Here is a 16,335-nt window from a genome sequence, read left to right on the forward strand (position 1 = left end):
ATGTCGCGGTGGGAGACGATAAGTCACCCACCGCGACTTCGGCATTCTCAATCGTCGGCGATGCCGGACAATTCGCGCAACAGTCGCAGGATCCGCTCCGCCGCGGCGCGCCGCCGCAGTCCGACCACCCGGCCGAGCGCTGCGTCTATCCGCTCGTCCCCGATCGCAGCCCGGTGCAGTTGAAAGTGGCGGTGCAATTCCGCCGAAGGATTGTCCTGCCGCGCGACGACTTTGGTGGACAGCACGAGCAATTCCAGGCCGACACGCACATCCTGCCCGGTCGCAAGATGGTACGAACCGACCGCATTGGCTACCGCGCCGATCTGCGGCAGGTCGTAGAACTGACCGAGTCGGCCCGCCGCGTGACGGGTCAGGATACCGACAAGATCCGCCGCCGACTCCGGTCGCCCGTGCAAGACATGGGCATCGACCGCCGAGCTCGCGGTCATCAAAATGCCCGGTCCCGGCGCCGGTTCCTCGTCCGGCCAACCATAGAGGTCAAGCGCCCGACGGTAATGTCGTAGGCCGGCGTCGATATCGCCCTCCGCCAATTCCAGTTCCGCTATCCCGGAGACCACGGGCGCCAAGCGGTGGTTACGTCGGATACTCGGGTCGTCGATCGGCGAACCAAATGCCGGATCACCCTCCGAAAACCCGAGAGCAAACCCGAGTTCCTGTCTGGCCTCCCCAAGCCTGCCCGTGCCGATCAGCGACACCGCGAGGAAGCTGCGCATCTCCACGGCTTCCTCGTGAGCGCGCAGCTCCCGCAAGAGATCCGCGGCCCGGCGGTAGTACCCCACCGAATCGGCGTAGCGCGCGGTCTGCCCCGCGAGTTGACCGAGATGCTGGGTGATCATCGCCGTTCCCCAGATGTCGCTGTCCTCCATGATGCGCAAGGCGGCCAACGCATCCCGGGTAGAGCCATGGACCTGGCCCGCGTTCTCCCGCACATTCGCGCGCATGAAGAACGCCGCGGCGCGGACCTCCGAGTCCGTCGACCGCGCGGCATCGGCGAACAATCTGGCCGTCCCCGAACCGGAGGAATCCGCGCAGGCCACTGCGCCGAGAAATCGCATTCTGCCATTGAGATCGACAGCGGTGCTGAGCAATCGCCGTATCCGCGCCCGGGCGGTCCCCAATCGACGCAGGTCGTTGCCCACGTACGCTATGTGCAGACCGCTCACCAGATGCGCGAGCATCTGCAGGTCGGCGACCTTGCCGCGCACCGGCCCCGGTTCGGGCGCGAGAGTAATAACCCGGCGCGCCCAACCACTCAGCTCCATATGGGCGCCGCGCATCACCCAGAGCGTCGCTACCACCGGGAACACCCGGTATACGGTGCGGGCGTCCCTGCGCTCGAGCGCATAGCGCAGCACCGCAACCAGATTGTCCAGGTCCGCGGCGACCGACAGCACCGTGGAGACCTGCTCGTCGGACTGGTACCGCTGCGCCTGCGTGATCGAGAAGTCACGAGCCCAGCGCGACATTCGATCCATCACCAGCGGGCGATCGTCGATCGCGCTCGGAATCCCGGCCACTGCATCGGATCCGGTCAGCGCGAGCTGTTCCTCGCCGAATTCACGGACCGTCTCCAACATCCGATAACGCGTTCCGATCAAGCCTTCGTCGTCGTCCAGCACGGTGAGCAGCGACTGACTCACCAGCCCGTCGACGGCCGTCGGCACGTCGTCGACATCAACGCCACCCGCCACCACCTCCGCGGCCGCGAGCGTGAACCCGGCCGGGAACCGGCACAGCCTGCGCAGGGCAACCTGTTGCGGCTCTTCGAGCAAGTTCCAGCTCCACGCGATCACAGCGTGCAGGGTGCGGTGCCGTTCCGGGGACGAGCGATCGCCACTGCGCAGCAAGGCGAATCGATGCTCCAGCCGGGTTTCGATCTCCTCGACACTCATGGTCCGCACTCGGGCGGCCGCCAGTTCGATCGCCAGCGGCAAGCCGTCCAGCGTGGCGCACAGCCGGGCGACCGCGTCCGGATCCAACCGCACTGTCGGCCGCACTGCGCGAGCTCTCGCCATAAAAAGATCGGTGGCAGGCGATCCGGCCGCATCGATCGCCAAGGGCGCCAACGGATATACCGTTTCTGCGGTGATCGCCAGCGGCGCCCGGCTGGTGGTGAGCACGCTGAGCTGGTCACAGCTGCCGACCAGATCGGCGACCACCTCGGCCACCGCATCGATCAGGTGCTCACAGTTGTCCAGTATCAACAGCATCGGGCGAGCCGAGAGCGCGTCCCTAAGCCTGCGACCGGCATCCACCGGGCGCGCGGGACGCATCAGCGTCGACTCACGGACGATCTCACCCAGGCCGAGCGTTGTGCTGATCGCGGCCTCGATATCGGCCCTCGGATCGGCGTCGGCGCTCGGATCGGCCCGGACCGAGGCCAGCTCCACCAGAATCACGGACTCGGCGCGCGCCACTCGAGCACCCAGTTCGTTGGCGACTCTGGTCTTTCCGGTGCCGCCAGGACCGAGCACCGTCGTCACCCGGGACCGGTGCAGCAATTCCGCCAGCGCGTCCAGGTCGGCGGCACGACCGAGCAGCACGTTGGGGGCCGCGCGCAGCCCGATGGGCGCGAGCACACTCGGCGGTGGGGCCGCCACCCAAACCGGCACCGGCTCAGCTGAATCCCGCACCCGCGATACCGCCGAATTACCCGCCTGATCCGGCCGCGGCGCGCGGCCGGACACCGGATCACCGCGCAGGATGGCCGTATTCAGTTCCACCAGTGCCGGTCCCGGGTCGGCGCCGAGTTCTTCGATCAGCCGTCCCCGGATCGAGGCGAATACATCCAAGGCTTCGTTCGGCCGCCCCGCCGCCGCGAGCAGCCGCATCAAGGTGGCATGGGCAGCCTCGTCCAACGGGTTGGCCGCGGTGGTTCGCCGGGTGATCGCCACCGCGCCATCGAGATCACCACCCGCGACCCGTGCCGCGACCTCGATGGCCGCCAGTTCGGACAGTCGATGCGCGGCCACGGCTCGCAGCTCGTCGGAGACCTCGCCCGCGGGCAGGTCGGCGCCGGGCTCCCCGCGCCACAGCGATCTGGCCCGCGCCACCGCATCCAGGCAAGCGTCGCCGTCGCCGTCGGCTTGTCTGCGGCGGGCCTCGCGCACCAGTTCGTCCGCCAACGTCAGATCGACCTGCGCCGCGGTCAGTGTGAGCCGGTAGCCCGCCGGGCCGATCTCCAGCGCCGCGTCCGGCAATGCGGACCGCAACCTCGACACCTGGGTGTGCAGCGCGTTCATCGGGGCGCGCGGCGGCTGCTCGCCCCACACGTCATCGATCAGTGCCTGTGCGCTGCGGCTGCGGCCCGGGCGCAAGGCCAGTGCCGCGAGCAGCAGCCGCGATCTGGCTCCTGGTAGTGCCGTCAGTGCGCCGTCTCGGCGTAGCGCGATTTCGCCCAGCAGGCCCACTACGACAGATTCGCCTGCGGGCGTCGTCGAGCTTGGACTTCGGCCATTCGGGCCGCTCTGATCCGAAAACATCCCGGCGTTATCGTATGCGAGCGGTGCCGACCAGGCTGACATGCGTTTTTCCTCGTTCCGGCGGGTCGGTCGCATACGCTGAGCGCATGGCTGAGTTCGAAATAGTTCGGCAGGCCGTGATCACGGCTGAGCCTTCGCGTATTCATGGTCTGATCGACAATTTCCACGAGTGGACCAAGTGGTCGCCGTGGGAAGACATCGATCCGCAGCTGCAGCGGAGCTATACCGGGGCGGACGCCGGTGTCGGCGCCAAGTATGCCTGGGACGGCAACCGCAAAGCCGGGCGCGGCAGCATGGAGATCACCTCTAGCGACGATCGCGAAATCGGCATCCGTCTCGCCTTCGAGAAGCCGTTCAAAGCCACCAACCAGACCACCTTCATGCTGAACCCGGTCGAGGGTGGCACCGAGGTGGTGTGGCGGATGACCGGTCAGCACCAGGGCCTGATGGGGATCGTCGGGAAGGTGTTCCCGATCGACAACATGATCGGCAAAGACTTCGAGAAGGGGCTCGGTCGGCTGAAGGCGGTCGCCGAGACGTAGGCGGACCGAGCGACCTCGGCAGCCGGAAACGCCCCCGCTGGTCAGGCGGCGGCCTGGGCCGCACATTAGGCTGCGAGCATGGCTACTGCAGCGCAATGGATCGAGGGCGCACGGCCCCGTACCCTGCCGAACGCGATCGCCCCTGTCCTTGCCGGAACCGGCGCCGCCGCGTCCATCGATGGCGCGGTGTGGTGGAAAGCGGTTCTCGCGCTGCTGGTTTCGCTGGCGCTGATCATCGGGGTGAACTACGCCAACGACTACTCCGACGGCATCCGTGGCACCGATGACGTACGGGTCGGTCCGCTGCGACTGGTCGGACAGAAGCTCGCCTCCCCCGCCGCGGTCAAGAACGCCGCGATCATCAGCCTCGCCATCGGCGCGGTGTTCGGTCTGGTGCTGGTCGCGCTGACGGCGTGGTGGCTGATCCTTGTCGGCGCCGCCTGCCTGGCGGGCGCGTGGTACTACACCGGCGGCAGCAAGCCCTACGGCTACAGCGGCTTCGGCGAGATCGCGGTCTTCGTATTCTTCGGTCTGATCGGTGTGCTCGGCACCCAGTTCGTGCAGGCCGACAAGATCGACTGGGCCGGTGTGGTGCTCGCCGTCGCCGTCGGGTCGTTCTCCAGCGCGGTGCTGGTCGCGAACAACCTGCGCGATATCCCGACCGACACCGAATCCGGGAAGGTGACGCTGGCGGTCAAACTGGGCGACCCGCGCACCCGCACCCTGCACCTGGCCATGCTGGCGATCCCGTTCCTTGCCACCGTGATCCTGGTGGCAAGGACACCGTGGGCGCTGGTCGGCCTGGTCGCGATCCCGCTCGCGGTGCGCGCCAACGCCCCGGTCCGCTCCGGCAAGGGCGGGCTGGAACTCATTCCCGCCCTCCGCGATTCGGGCCTCGCGCTGCTCGTCTGGTCCGCGGCAACCGCTCTCGCCCTTGGGATCGCGGCCTAGGCGGCGACCTCGTCTCCGTGCGTGCCCGGCCGCGCCCAGCCTTCGGCGAGGGTTCAGCCCACCGGCCTAATCGTCGCCGTCCGGGACCAGGATTCCCAGTACCCAGTTGACCACCGAGATGATGACGCCGCCCCAGACCGCGGCCCAGAAGCCGTCGACGCGCAGGCCGTACTCGGTGATTTCGGTGATCTTCGCGGTGATCCACAGCATCAGTGCGTTGATCACCAGCAGGAACAGGCCGAGGGTCACGATCACCAGCGGCAGCGACAGTAATTTGACGATCGGCTTGACGAGTGCGTTTATCACGGTGAAGATCGCGGCGATCACCAGCACGGTGATGACCTTCTGCGCCGTACTGTTGTCGGGACTTAGGATCTCGATCTTGTCGACCCATAAGGCGGCCAGCCAGATGGCAACGCCGTTGATGATCAACCGAATCAGTAGCTGCATGGCCCAATGCTAGGCCCGACCGGTGCGCGCGTGCTGCCACAAAACACGAATCATGGTGGCAGCACCCGCGCACCGGGTCAGGCGGCGCGATCGAGCAGGGCGTGCACCTTCGGGCGCAGCTCGGCGATCGCCTCGGAGCCGCCGAGCAGGCGGGCGGTGGTGGCATTGGGGGCGCGCAGGATCGCGAGCAGCAGATGGGCGGACTCGATGGTCTTTTCCTTGCGTGCGAGCGCTTCCCGCAGTGACAGTTCCACGACCTTCTTCGCGTCGCGAGCGAAGGGGATGTGCCCGAAGTTGCCGCCGCGACCCCAGCCGAACGGTCCACGGCGCTCTTGCTCCGGTGCCGCCCGGTCTAGCGCGTCCTCGCCGAAGTTGGCCTCCAGACTCTCCCGCACCGCGTCGAGATCGATGCCGATGGAGCGCAATGCCTCGGCGTCCTCTTCGCCGAGGGGCTGTCCCTTGCCCGCCTGAGCCAGACTCTCCAGCACGCCCTCATGGGTGATTCCGGCGTCGGCCAGCAGTGTTTTCAACTCTTGTTCGCCCTGCGACAGCAGGCCGAGCAGCACATGCTCGACTTCGATGTTCGACGACCGCAGTTCCCGCGCGTCCTCCTGAGCCATGACGATGGTCGTTTTCGCCGTCTTGCTGAACCGTTCGAACATCAGCGGTTCCCGCCTCTCCGAGAGTGTTTGTGATGGACCGCCTGCTTGCTGACCTCGAGCGCCTCCGCGATCTGCTGCCATGACCAGCCCTGTCCCCTGGCATTGGCCACTTGGATCGCTTCCAGACGCTCGAGCAGCCGACGCAGTGCGAGCACCGCGCGTAGCCCGACCTTGGGGTCGGGGCTGCCCGCGGCGGCCGCCAATGTGGTTGCTTCAGTCATGTCGTCAATTTTTATTGACGATGGCGAAGTCTGTCAACAAAAATTGACGACAGATCGAGGACGGCCGTTCGCCACTGGAGAAAACAAACACCCCGCTGCCCCGGGAGCCGGGACGACGGGGTGAAAACAGACGGACGGAGGTGCCGCTAACCGACCCAGGTGCCGGTGCTGTGGAACTTGTCCAGGATCGACGCGGGTTCGGTCAGGCTCATCCCCTGCGCCGCGACCCAGTCATCGTTGAAGTACGTTCCGGCATAACGATCTCCGCCGTCGCAGAGCAGCGTCACCACGCTGCCGGGACGGCCCGCGGCGATCATCTCGGCGATGAGCGCGAACGCACCCCACAGGTTCGTACCGGTGGAACCGCCGACGCGGCGGCCGATTACGCCGCTCGCGTGCCGTGCGGCCGCGATGGACCCGATATCGGGAACCTCGATCATGCGGTCGACCACTTGGCCGACGAACGACGGCTCGACCCGAGGACGGCCGATTCCCTCTATACGCGAAGACATTCCGGTCTCGTAGCCCGCGTCACCGGTTTCGTAGCCGCCGTAGAAGGCGGAGTTCTCCGGGTCGACAACGGCCAGCTTCGTCGCATGCCTGCGGTAGCGGATATAGCGGCCGATGGTGGCGCTGGTGCCGCCGGTGCCCGCGCCGACGACGATCCAGTCCGGCACCGGGTGGGTCTCCAAAGCCATCTGCTCGAAGACGGATTCGGCAATGTTGTTGTTGCCGCGCCAGTCGGTCGCCCGCTCGGCGTGGGTGAACTGGTCCATGTAGTGGCCACCGCATTCGGCGGCAAGCCGGGCCGCCTCGGTGTACATGTCCGGCGGTCGCTGCACGAAATGGCAACGGCCGCCCTGAGCTTCGATGAGCGCGATCTTCTGCGGCGAGGTGCTCGCGGGCATCACCGCGACAAAGTCCAGGCCGAGCAGCTTCGCGAAATACGCCTCGCTGACCGCGGTCGAACCGGACGACGCCTCCACCACCGTGGTGCCATCGGTGACCCAGCCGTTGCAAATCGCGTACAGGAAAAGAGATCTGGCGAGCCGGTGCTTGAGACTGCCGGTGATGTGGGTGGATTCGTCCTTCAGATACAGCTGGACGTTCCATTCGCCGGGCAGCGGATAGCGCAGCAGATGGGTGTCGGCGCTGCGCTGGGTGTCCGCGTCGATCAGCCGCACCGCGTTGTCGACCCAGTCGCGCGGGATGCTGCGGTCGCACTGCTTCATGCGGACGCTCCCCCGTCTCCGTCCGGTTTCTCGCCGCGCAACCTGGCCCGCAACTGCGCCTTGTCCTGCCGACGCTTCTCGTCCACCACCGCGATGTCCTCGTTGACGCGGGTGCGCAGCTTTTTGAACAACGTCAGCGACAGCGGCATCGCGATGAGCAGCGCGAACAGGGCCGCGACCACCAGTGGAATATCCACCGACACCAGCCGGGCGACGACGATGATCACCACCGTGATGACGACGACCAAGCCGAGCCTGGCGAGGGTGTAGAACGCCAGGTTGCGGGCCAGCCGCCGGCCCGCGCCTGCGGTTTGCTGTCCGGTTGCACGTTCCGGAGGAGTTGCGTCACTCACGTCGATCAGCCTATGCGAAGCTCTCGGCCGCCTTGGGCGAGACCTCGGGCCGAGAGGGCGGCGTATCCGATTTGTCTATTACTTCCCCTTTACCAACTGTAGGTGGTTCGACTACATAGGGGTCGCAGTGCAACGATGGCGCCACTGATGAGGGAACTGTCGAGAACGGAGAGGTTTGCTATGACTGCGCTTACCGTCGGCGGCCAGGACACCCTGCTGACGCCAGGCCAAGTGGCCGCCATGTTCCACGTCGATCCGAAGACCGTCACCCGCTGGGCCCACGCCGGGCGTCTCGGGTCGCTACGCACCCCGGGCGGACATCGCCGGTTCCGTGAGTCCGAAGTTCTGCAGCTACTCAGGTCCCTCACTACAGAGGCGACTGCTCGCTGAATAAAGCGGTCACCGCGCGCTGACCCGTAGGCCCGCGCGGGCCCGCCGTTCAGGGGGCCCGTGCAAGGCCGTCTCAACAATTTCGTGTCTCCAGTGTCCGAAGACTGCGTACGCGGCTACCCTCGATATCAGGAGGTGAGCGACGTGACGTACCTGTTGGCACTCATCGCGGTCGCGGCGGTCGCGGTGTTGTGCTGGAAGGCGTTCGGTCCGGAGAGGTCGGCAGGTCCGACCACCCCACCTGTGCGGTCACCACAGCGCAAACACATCATGGGTCCCGATGACGACCCCGATTTCCTCTGGCGGCTGTCGCGCCAGCACCGCGACGGCGACTCGGGTTCTACCGAGCGCTGAGGCGTTTCCGGCCTAGTGACCCATCGCTTCAGGAGTGATGTACGTCACTCTCGAACGCTACTTCACATAGCTCGACACATCTGGCGCGTCGGGCCGAGATCGATCAGGGCTCGCCCCTGACGACTGCGTTCATGGCATCCAAGAACGACTGCCCACCCATGACGTAGCCACCCGCGATCGCGCCGACCAGCAGGCCGATCGGGCCGGTGATGATGCTGAAGAAGCCGAGGCCGACCACGGCCCCGATGAGTCCACCGAGCACGCCTCCGGCGACCACTCCGACGACGTTCTTGTTGAGTTCGGTGACGAGCCGGGCCATGGAGCTGATGGGCTGCATCTCGCCGATATTCTTGGCGTCCACCTGCGGCGTGAGTGCGAGCTTCCGACCGTTGTCGCTGATCTCGTGTGCCACCGACATCCGGCTTCCGGATATATCGAAGGTCAGCGGCACTTCGGTGACCACGGCGCCACTGGCAGACTTGAGCGCTACTTTGGCGCCACTGTCGATGACTTCGAATGTCCCGCCGTCGACAGCCGTGGTGATCACTCCGGCGACGTCGGAGACCACAGTGCGGTAGCCGATTCCCTGCTCGACGCCTGACGCCGAAATCTCTTTGACGACCTCCGCAGGCTTCGCATTAACGGTTCCCGCGGTGATTCCCACAGCAGCGACAGCTAAAACAGCCGTGGCGGCGAACATGCCGAGCTTCATTCAGGTGTTTCCTTCTCACGAGACCTCCGGCTCGTGCGGCCGGATGACGTGTACAGCGACAGTATCTTGTTGCCAGACATGGCAACATACATGCACCCCACGGGCCATCGTTGCCCTATTGTGACCTGGTCATATGACCTGGAACCGGGGCGGGGCGACGACAGCGGGCTGTGCGAAATGCGCTGCCGGACAACGACTCGACGCGCACCGACCACATAGTGTATGCATTGCGTGATCTGCAAACAGGAAGTTTCATAACTTCGAACCTCGGGTGGGGTAAGTTCGAAGCGCAACAGCTCTGGAGGATCCCCGTGTCGCGCCAACGCATCCGTGCCGCTGTCATTCTGACGGCCTTCGTTACTGCGACCGCGATGTCAGCAGTCCTAGTCGGCGTGATCGCGCTATCGATGAACGGCCCGAAGGCCGACGTCAAGGAACAGGCCAACGAGAGCAACAGCACGGCAACCACGTCGGAGTCACCGACGACGACCGAAGAGTCGCTGCCGACACCGCCGCCGCCCACCACCGCCGGAGCTCGCGGCGCGACCGGCAAACAGATCATCCGGCTGCAATTCAATGCGGGTGACTGCGTGGAATTCACCAGTGCAGGCGACACCCCAATCCTCGGTAAGGCAGCCTGCGGCAGTGGGAGTTCCACCTACAAGATCATCGACAGGGCCGCTCATTGTGCGAGCGACGCCGACCGCACCCACCAACAAACACCGGAGTCCACACTCTGCCTGGACATCGACTGGGTGGTAGGCGGCTGCATGGAACTCACCCCCCACGACCCGAAGCGCATCGACTGCGCCACGCGAGGCACCCCGCACGGAGCCCGAGTCGTGGAAATCAAGCCGAACACCATCGACGTCAACACCTGCTCGAAGGGTGACAGCGGAATCGTCTACCAAGAGCGCAAGTTCGTCGTCTGCGTAGCGAGTCTCTGAGGACGCGCACGTCCGGATTTGCCCGAGGAGCCACCCACCGCACCGACGACTACGGTGTGCGAGTGGGTATCGAGATGACCTTGTTGTCGGGAGTGACGCTGCGTGATCGGGAGATCAGCGGGGCACGAACGCGCGGGTTGCTCGCCCTGCTGGCAATGGATTTACGCAGCGGGTCCAGCGCCGCGCGGCTGATCGCGGGGGTGTGGCCGGAGGACCCGCCCGAGAATCCGGCCAAGGCTTTGCAGGTGCTGGTGTCGCGGACGCGATCGCAGCTGGGAGCCGATCTTATCGCGAGCACGCCTACCGGTTATCGGCTGACGCTGAGTCCGGAGCAGGTCGACGCGACCGCGCTGGAAGTGCACGCGGCGGCAGCAGAACGCCATGCCAGGGCAAGCGACCACGTTGCGGCCCTTGGCCAGGCGGAGGCGGGACTCGCGCTGTGGAACGGGGTCGTCGAGTACACGTCGGGCGCGGATCCGTTGTCCGAGTTGCGCATTGCCAAGCAGCCCGCGTACCGAACCCTGCTGATCGTGTTCGCGCTGGCGTTGTCCCGGTTGGGCAGGTACGCCCAGGCAGTCGGGCCGCTGACCGAGGCCGCGGCGGGCGAGCCACGCAACGAGGAGGTGCTGGCCGAGCTATTGCGGGCCGAGGCCGACACCGCGGGTCCGGCTGCCGCGCTCGCCCGCTACGACGACTACCGGCGGGCGCTGCGCGACGAGCTCGGCGCGGATCCGGGTCCCGCGCTCCAGACGATCCACAAACAGCTGCTGCGGGCGAACGAACCCGTGGTGCGCCACGGCATCCTGCACGATCCGAACCCGTTGCTCGGCCGCGAGACAGACATCGCGGCGGTGACCACGCTGTTGCGGTCCGCGCGGGTCGTTTCCCTCGTCGGCCCCGGCGGCCTGGGCAAGACTCGCATGGCCCATGCCGTCGGCAGGCTGGCCGAGCAGCGGATGGTGCACTTGGTCCCGCTCGCCGGTGTCGAGGACGACGGCATGGTCGCCGCCGAGGTGGCCGGTGCGCTGGGGGCAGGTGATGCGTCGCAGGCCGGGCCGTGGACTGGCAACAGCGTCATCTCCGCCATCGCCAAGTCGTTGGGATCCGGTCCCGCTCTGCTGATACTGGACAACTGCGAGCAAGTCCTCGAGGGAGTCAGCGCACTGGTCGGTCCGCTGGTGTCACTGACGGCAGACCTGCGCGTCCTCGTTACCAGCCGGGCGCCGCTGGGATTGACCTCGGAGGCGGTCCATCTCCTTCCCGAACTGGCGCCTGCGACAGCGGCCGAGTTGTTCGGACAGCGCGCCCGCGCGGTGCGGCCGGACGTGGCGTTGCCGCCGGGCGAGGTGGCGGCACTGTGCGCCCAGCTGGACGGGCTGCCATTGGCCATCGAGCTGGCGGCGGCGCGGTTACGGGTGATGTCGGTCGCCGAGATCTCGGGCCGATTGGTTGACCGGTTCGCGCTGCTGCGCAGCGGCTCCCGCGATGCGCCACAACGTCATCGGACGCTGCACGCGGTGGTCGATTGGAGCTGGAACCTGCTCGACGAGCACGCGCAGGCGGCGATGCGGTTGTTATCCGTCTTTCCCAACGGATTCACTGCCGGGGCCGCGAACCGACTGCTCGGCGACGACTCGGGCGAAGCAGGACGTCTGGACGAGACATTGGAGATGCTCGAGCATCTGGTCGACCATTCGTTGATCCAGGTCACCGAGGTCGGCTCGGGCACCCGGTTCCGGATGCTGGAGACCGTAAGGGATTTCGGCGCGGCCCGGCGGGCCGAGGCGGGTGAGGACGACCGTGCGTTGGCCGGGTTCCTCGCCTGGGCACGCGAATTCGGTGTCGGCGCCAACGAGACCGCCTTCACCGACCAAGGGGAGAAGAACCCCGTGCGCGCCGAGCAGGACAACCTGGTGCGAGCCCTGCGGCACGGGCTGGATCGGTCGGACGGGCCGACGGTTGCCGCCACCTGGGCGGCGTTGGGTCCCTGGTGGTACGTCGGATCCCACTACGCGCGGATCGCGGAGCTGGTGGGTGAATGTGCCTGGGTGCTCTCGCACTACCGGCCCGACCCCGCCTATGTGGAGGTAACCCGAACGGCGGCGACCGTCTGCGCGTTGAGTGCCGTCACCCAGAGTGGTTTCGAGCTGCGATCGATGCTCGTGTTGCGCCGCCTGCCCGCGGCGCCGCCGGACACGCTGGTGCGCGCCGTTGCGGTGATTTTCCGCGCTGGACCCGAGCTGCTCGGTCCCGACTCCGCCGCGCTGGATCGGTTGTGCGCCAGCGATCAACCGCTGCTTGCCGGCGTTGCCCACCTCGTAGCGAGTTTCCGCGCGGAGCAGACAGGTGACCGCGATGGGGCGCTCGCGGCCACCCGGCGGATGCTCGCGGCCTTCGAGCGCACGTCGAACACTTGGATGCAGTTCCAGGCGCGTTGCCGGATCGGCAAACTCGCGCTGCTGTCGGAGCAGGGGGAGTTGGCGCGGCAGCAGGTGGAACGAGCGCTGCGGCAGCTCGTGGACCACGGGCCGAGGCCGGATCGCGTCGATCTGATCGTCGGACTGGTCATGGCGTCCCTGCAACTCGGGGATATCGAGGGCGCCGAGCAGTGGTTGGCGCAGGTTGCGGACCCTACCGACCCGTTCGCGCAGCCATACAAGGTGATCGCCGATGCCGAGATTCGGCTCGCCCGCGGCGATATCGACGATGGCCTGCGGCGCTGGCGGGAGATTGCCGAGCTCGTGGTGAGCACCTCACATCCCTTCTACCGTCCCGACCCGCGCGGTGTGCAGGTGTGGGCGTTGGAGGCTCGGTCGGCGATGGTCCTAGCACACGCCTACCACGGCCGGCTGGATCTGGTCGCCGATCTCGTCGAGGACCTGCCCTGGCAGGTGACAGCGTTACTGGAACATCCGGCGACCCAGCCGGGCGGCTATCTGGCGGAGCTGACGGCCTGTGGCGCAGTTCTTTTGGCATTGGCCATGGTGGATATCAACCGCGGCCTGGCTGCGGACGGCGCCCGCCTGATCGCACTGGCCGAACGGTTCGATCCGCCGCGGCAGATCCATCCGACTATGTCCAGTAAGCGAGCCAGGGAGTGCGCCGAAAACGCGGACGAGGCGGCGTATGCCGAGGGTGTCTCGACATACGCCGCCCTGGACGTATTCGGCTTGCGTTCCGCAGCCCTTGCCGCACTGCGGAAGCGGGTGGCCTGATGAGCACAGCCGCTTAGCGGCCGGGCTCGCGGTTCAGCAGCCGCTTCGCGCCGAAGAAGCTCGCGGCGGTGATGGCCAGGCACCAGGCGATAGCGATCCACGCGCTGTTGCCGATCGCCGTGCCCATCAGCAGGCCGCGCAGCGACTCCATGACGGGGGTGAACGGCTGATGCTCCGCGATCCAGCCCAGCCAGGTCGGCATCGAGTCGGTGGGGACGAACCCGCTGCCGAAGAAGGGCAGCAGCATGAGCAGCATCGGCAAGTTGCTCGCGGTCTCCACGCTGTCGCTGACCAGGCCCATGAGGACGGCGACCCAGGTGATCGCCATGATCAGCAGGGACAGGATGCCCACCGCGGCAAGCCATTCGGCCGGGTTCGCGGTGGGGCGGAAGCCGATGACCACGGCGACCGCGATGACCGTCGCGACGCTGAGCAGGGACTGCACCACGCTGCCGATGACATGCCCGGTCAGCAGGGATGGCCGGAAGATGGCCATGGTGCGGAACCTCGCCACGATGCCCTGGGTCATATCGGTGCAGACCGACACCGCGGTGGCCGTCGCCGCACCCGCCACGGTCAGCAGCAGGATGCCAGGGGTCACGTAGTTGACGTAGTCGGCGCGACCTCCCGAGCTACCGAGTCCGGCGCCGAGGGTTCCGCCGAAGACATAGACGAACAGCAGTAGGAACACGACCGGCGAGATGATCAGCGGCAAGGTCATCGACGGATAGCGCACGATGTGCAGCAGGCTGCGACGCACCATCATCATCGAGTCGGTCACGGCGTACTTCATGGTGGTGCTCATCGCACGGACTCCTTCGGCTTGCCGGTGAGGGCGAGGAAAACATCATCGAGATCGGGGGTGTGTACAGAGAGTTCGGCCGCCTGGATCGACGCGGCCTTCAGCTTGTCCAGCAGGGCGTGCAGCGAGTCGACGCCGCCATCGCTCGGCACCTGCAGCGTCAGCTCGTCCTCGTCGCGGGCGACCTCGCCGAACATCTGCGCGGCGAGGTCAAGGGCACGTGGCTCGGTGAACCGCAGGTTGATGTGGCCGCCCGGGACCAGGCGCTTGAGCTCCTCCGGGGTGCCTTCGGCGACCACCTTGCCGCCATCGATCAGCGCGATCCGGTCGGCCAGCTGGTCGGCCTCCTCCAGATACTGCGTGGTGAGGAAGACGGTGGTGCCGCCCGCGACCAGCTCGCGGACCAACCGCCAGACCGCGCGCCGACTACGCGGGTCGAGCCCGGTGGTCGGCTCGTCGAGGAAGAGCACCTGCGGGTCGCCGACCAGGCCCATCGCGATGTCGAGCCGGCGGCGCATGCCGCCGGAGTAGGTCGATGCCGGTTTCTTCGCGGCGTCCACCAGGTCGAATTGCTCGATCAGCGTGGCGATTCGGAGTTTGCGCTCGGCCCGGCCGAGATGGTGCAGTGTCGCCATCATGGCCAGGTTCTCCTCGCCGGTGAGGAGGTTGTCCACCGCGGCGAACTGACCGGTGACGCCGATGGCGGCGCGGACCGCATCGGGTTCCCGGGTGACGTCGTGGCCTGCGACCCGCAGTTCGCCCTCGTCGGCGCCGATCAATGTCGAAAGGATCTGCACCGTGGTGGTTTTCCCGGCACCGTTCGGGCCGAGCAGCGAAAAGATCGTCCCGGCGGGCACATTCAGATCTATGCCGTCGAGCACCTGGTGATCACCATAGGACTTGCGCAGTGCGGTCGCCGTGATCGCCGGTGGGCGGGGGCTGGTCATCATGTCTCTCTCCTCGAATCCGCGACCCTGTGGTCGCTGTCGAGATAAAGAGTGCGGGCCCCCGGATTCACCGCGGTTGCATCACGGTTTCATGAGGTTGCGCTGGTCAGCACCGCGAACCGGGCCCGGTGAAACCCGGAAGAGTGCAACCCCGAGAACCCAACGCCCGTGCCCCAGCCAATCGGCCGGCAACATGACGATTCTCAGCCCACGATCAAGTGCCATTTCCCGAAGTGTCCGGGAGGGAAGTCCCGCAGATTGACATAGTCACCGGCGGCATCGAGCTCGCCGGATGCGCCAGCCCCCCGTAGCTGCTGATCAGAGTTGCCATTGTTGTAGAAGAAGAGTCGGTTGCCGTCGACGGAAACAACATGGGTCCAGTGCCCGAATTGTCCGGGCGGAAAGTCCTTCAGGTTGGTGTAGTCGCCGGCAGCGTCGATTTCACCGAACGCGGCCCAAGGTTCCAGGTACCCGTTGTAGAAGAAGAGCCGGCCGCCACCGACGGGCGTGATAAGCCACCAGGGCCCGAAGTGTCCGGGCGGAAAGTCCTTCAGATTGGTGTAGTCACCCGAGCCATCGATCTCGCCCGTTGCAGCTCCCCCGCTCTGGACGTTGTAAAAGAAGAGTCTCCCGCCGCCGACGGGAACGATGTGGCTCCATTCCCCGAATTTTCCGGACGGAAAGTCCTTCAGGTTGATGTAGTCACCGGCGGTATCGAGCCTACCCACCGCACCAGCTCCCGTGTGCGCGGTGTAGAAGAAGAGGCGGCCGTCGCCGAGGGGCACGATCGCCCACTGCCCGAATTGCCCGGGCGGAAAGTCCTTCAGGTTGGCGTAGTTGCCGGTGGCGTCGATCTCGCCCGATGCAGACTGCGTACTCTGCCAGTTGTGGAAGAAGAGCCGTTGACCGTCGACGGAAACAATATGATGCCACTGCCCGAATTGCCCGGGTGGAAAGTCCATCAGATTAATGTAGTTACCTGAGGCATCGAGTTTCCCTGTTGCGGCAGCTCCGGAGGAATTGTAGAAAAACATGACGATTCCTTCTTCGATGA

16 protein-coding genes are annotated in these 16,335 nt (G+C 66.3%); 6 read left to right on the top strand and 10 right to left on the bottom strand.

What is annotated here, in order from left to right:
• Window positions 1-47 precede the first annotated feature (47 nt).
• Window positions 48-3,431 carry a BTAD domain-containing putative transcriptional regulator gene (locus tag ACFQZZ_RS26980; RefSeq protein WP_378686369.1) on the bottom strand — a complete coding sequence of 1,128 codons (3,384 nt, stop codon included), beginning with the start codon at window positions 3,429-3,431 and terminating at the stop codon, window positions 48-50.
• Between the two features lie 158 nt (window positions 3,432-3,589).
• Between ACFQZZ_RS26980 and ACFQZZ_RS26985 the strand changes: the two genes are divergently transcribed.
• Together ACFQZZ_RS26985 and ACFQZZ_RS26990 are read left to right on the top strand one after the other, a co-directional pair.
• Entirely contained in the window at window positions 3,590-4,045 is a 456-nt protein-coding gene (locus ACFQZZ_RS26985; RefSeq protein WP_378686371.1) for an SRPBCC family protein, read from the top strand.
• Between the two features lie 78 nt (window positions 4,046-4,123).
• Window positions 4,124-4,996: a 1,4-dihydroxy-2-naphthoate polyprenyltransferase gene (locus tag ACFQZZ_RS26990; protein ID WP_378686372.1), complete on the top strand. Its 873-nt coding sequence runs from the start codon at window positions 4,124-4,126 to the stop codon at window positions 4,994-4,996.
• Window positions 4,997-5,062: 66 nt separating this feature from the next.
• Here the strand turns inward: ACFQZZ_RS26990 and ACFQZZ_RS26995 are convergent, their stop codons facing one another.
• The 5 genes from ACFQZZ_RS26995 to ACFQZZ_RS27015 form a co-directional block, all read right to left on the bottom strand.
• Window positions 5,063-5,446, bottom strand: coding sequence for a phage holin family protein (locus ACFQZZ_RS26995; protein ID WP_378686374.1), 384 nt, complete (start codon window positions 5,444-5,446; stop codon window positions 5,063-5,065).
• 77 nt (window positions 5,447-5,523) lie between these two features.
• Window positions 5,524-6,108: a Clp protease N-terminal domain-containing protein gene (locus ACFQZZ_RS27000; protein WP_378686376.1), complete on the bottom strand. Its 585-nt coding sequence runs from the start codon at window positions 6,106-6,108 to the stop codon at window positions 5,524-5,526.
• Complete coding sequence (locus ACFQZZ_RS27005; protein ID WP_328406601.1) at window positions 6,108-6,329, bottom strand: helix-turn-helix domain-containing protein; 222 nt, start codon at window positions 6,327-6,329, stop codon at window positions 6,108-6,110. The genes ACFQZZ_RS27000 and ACFQZZ_RS27005 overlap by 1 nt, the downstream gene beginning before the upstream one ends.
• Window positions 6,330-6,475: 146 nt before the next feature.
• On the bottom strand, window positions 6,476-7,561 hold the full coding sequence (locus ACFQZZ_RS27010) for a PLP-dependent cysteine synthase family protein (protein WP_378686378.1): 1,086 nt from the start codon (window positions 7,559-7,561) through the stop codon (window positions 6,476-6,478).
• Window positions 7,558-7,914, bottom strand: coding sequence for a DUF4229 domain-containing protein (locus tag ACFQZZ_RS27015; RefSeq protein WP_378686380.1), 357 nt, complete (start codon window positions 7,912-7,914; stop codon window positions 7,558-7,560). Before ACFQZZ_RS27015 ends, ACFQZZ_RS27010 begins: the two co-directional genes overlap by 4 nt.
• Window positions 7,915-8,094: 180 nt before the next feature.
• Between ACFQZZ_RS27015 and ACFQZZ_RS27020 the strand changes: the two genes are divergently transcribed.
• Window positions 8,095-8,304 carry a BldC family transcriptional regulator gene (locus ACFQZZ_RS27020; protein WP_378686382.1) on the top strand — a complete coding sequence of 70 codons (210 nt, stop codon included), beginning with the start codon at window positions 8,095-8,097 and terminating at the stop codon, window positions 8,302-8,304.
• A 144-nt stretch (window positions 8,305-8,448) separates the two neighbouring features.
• Entirely contained in the window at window positions 8,449-8,658 is a 210-nt protein-coding gene (locus tag ACFQZZ_RS27025) for a hypothetical protein (protein ID WP_378686383.1), read from the top strand.
• A gap of 103 nt (window positions 8,659-8,761) precedes the next feature.
• On the opposite strand, the gene ACFQZZ_RS27030 is transcribed toward ACFQZZ_RS27025, so the two are convergent.
• On the bottom strand, window positions 8,762-9,370 hold the full coding sequence (locus ACFQZZ_RS27030; protein WP_378686384.1) for a hypothetical protein: 609 nt from the start codon (window positions 9,368-9,370) through the stop codon (window positions 8,762-8,764).
• A 170-nt stretch (window positions 9,371-9,540) separates the two neighbouring features.
• Between ACFQZZ_RS27030 and ACFQZZ_RS27035 the strand changes: the two genes are divergently transcribed.
• Both ACFQZZ_RS27035 and ACFQZZ_RS27040 read left to right on the top strand, forming a co-directional pair.
• Window positions 9,541-10,317 (top strand): hypothetical protein, encoded by a 777-nt coding sequence (locus tag ACFQZZ_RS27035; protein ID WP_378686386.1) that lies wholly within the window; start codon window positions 9,541-9,543, stop codon window positions 10,315-10,317.
• 62 nt (window positions 10,318-10,379) lie between these two features.
• Window positions 10,380-13,532 (top strand): BTAD domain-containing putative transcriptional regulator, encoded by a 3,153-nt coding sequence (locus ACFQZZ_RS27040; protein WP_378686387.1) that lies wholly within the window; start codon window positions 10,380-10,382, stop codon window positions 13,530-13,532.
• Window positions 13,533-13,545: 13 nt separating this feature from the next.
• Here the strand turns inward: ACFQZZ_RS27040 and ACFQZZ_RS27045 are convergent, their stop codons facing one another.
• From ACFQZZ_RS27045 to ACFQZZ_RS27055, 3 genes are all read right to left on the bottom strand, one after another.
• The gene (locus tag ACFQZZ_RS27045; RefSeq protein WP_378686389.1) at window positions 13,546-14,337 is read right to left on the bottom strand and encodes an ABC transporter permease; all 792 of its coding nucleotides are present in this window, start codon (window positions 14,335-14,337) and stop codon (window positions 13,546-13,548) included.
• A complete protein-coding gene (locus ACFQZZ_RS27050; RefSeq protein ID WP_378686391.1) occupies window positions 14,334-15,284 on the bottom strand; it encodes an ATP-binding cassette domain-containing protein in 951 nt (316 codons plus the stop codon). Before ACFQZZ_RS27050 ends, ACFQZZ_RS27045 begins: the two co-directional genes overlap by 4 nt.
• A gap of 200 nt (window positions 15,285-15,484) precedes the next feature.
• Complete coding sequence (locus ACFQZZ_RS27055) at window positions 15,485-16,315, bottom strand: hypothetical protein (protein WP_378686393.1); 831 nt, start codon at window positions 16,313-16,315, stop codon at window positions 15,485-15,487.
• Window positions 16,316-16,335 lie beyond the last annotated feature (20 nt).

This window comes from Nocardia sp. GCM10030253 (assembly GCF_042675075.1).
In the GTDB taxonomy this organism is placed as follows: domain Bacteria; phylum Actinomycetota; class Actinomycetes; order Mycobacteriales; family Mycobacteriaceae; genus Nocardia.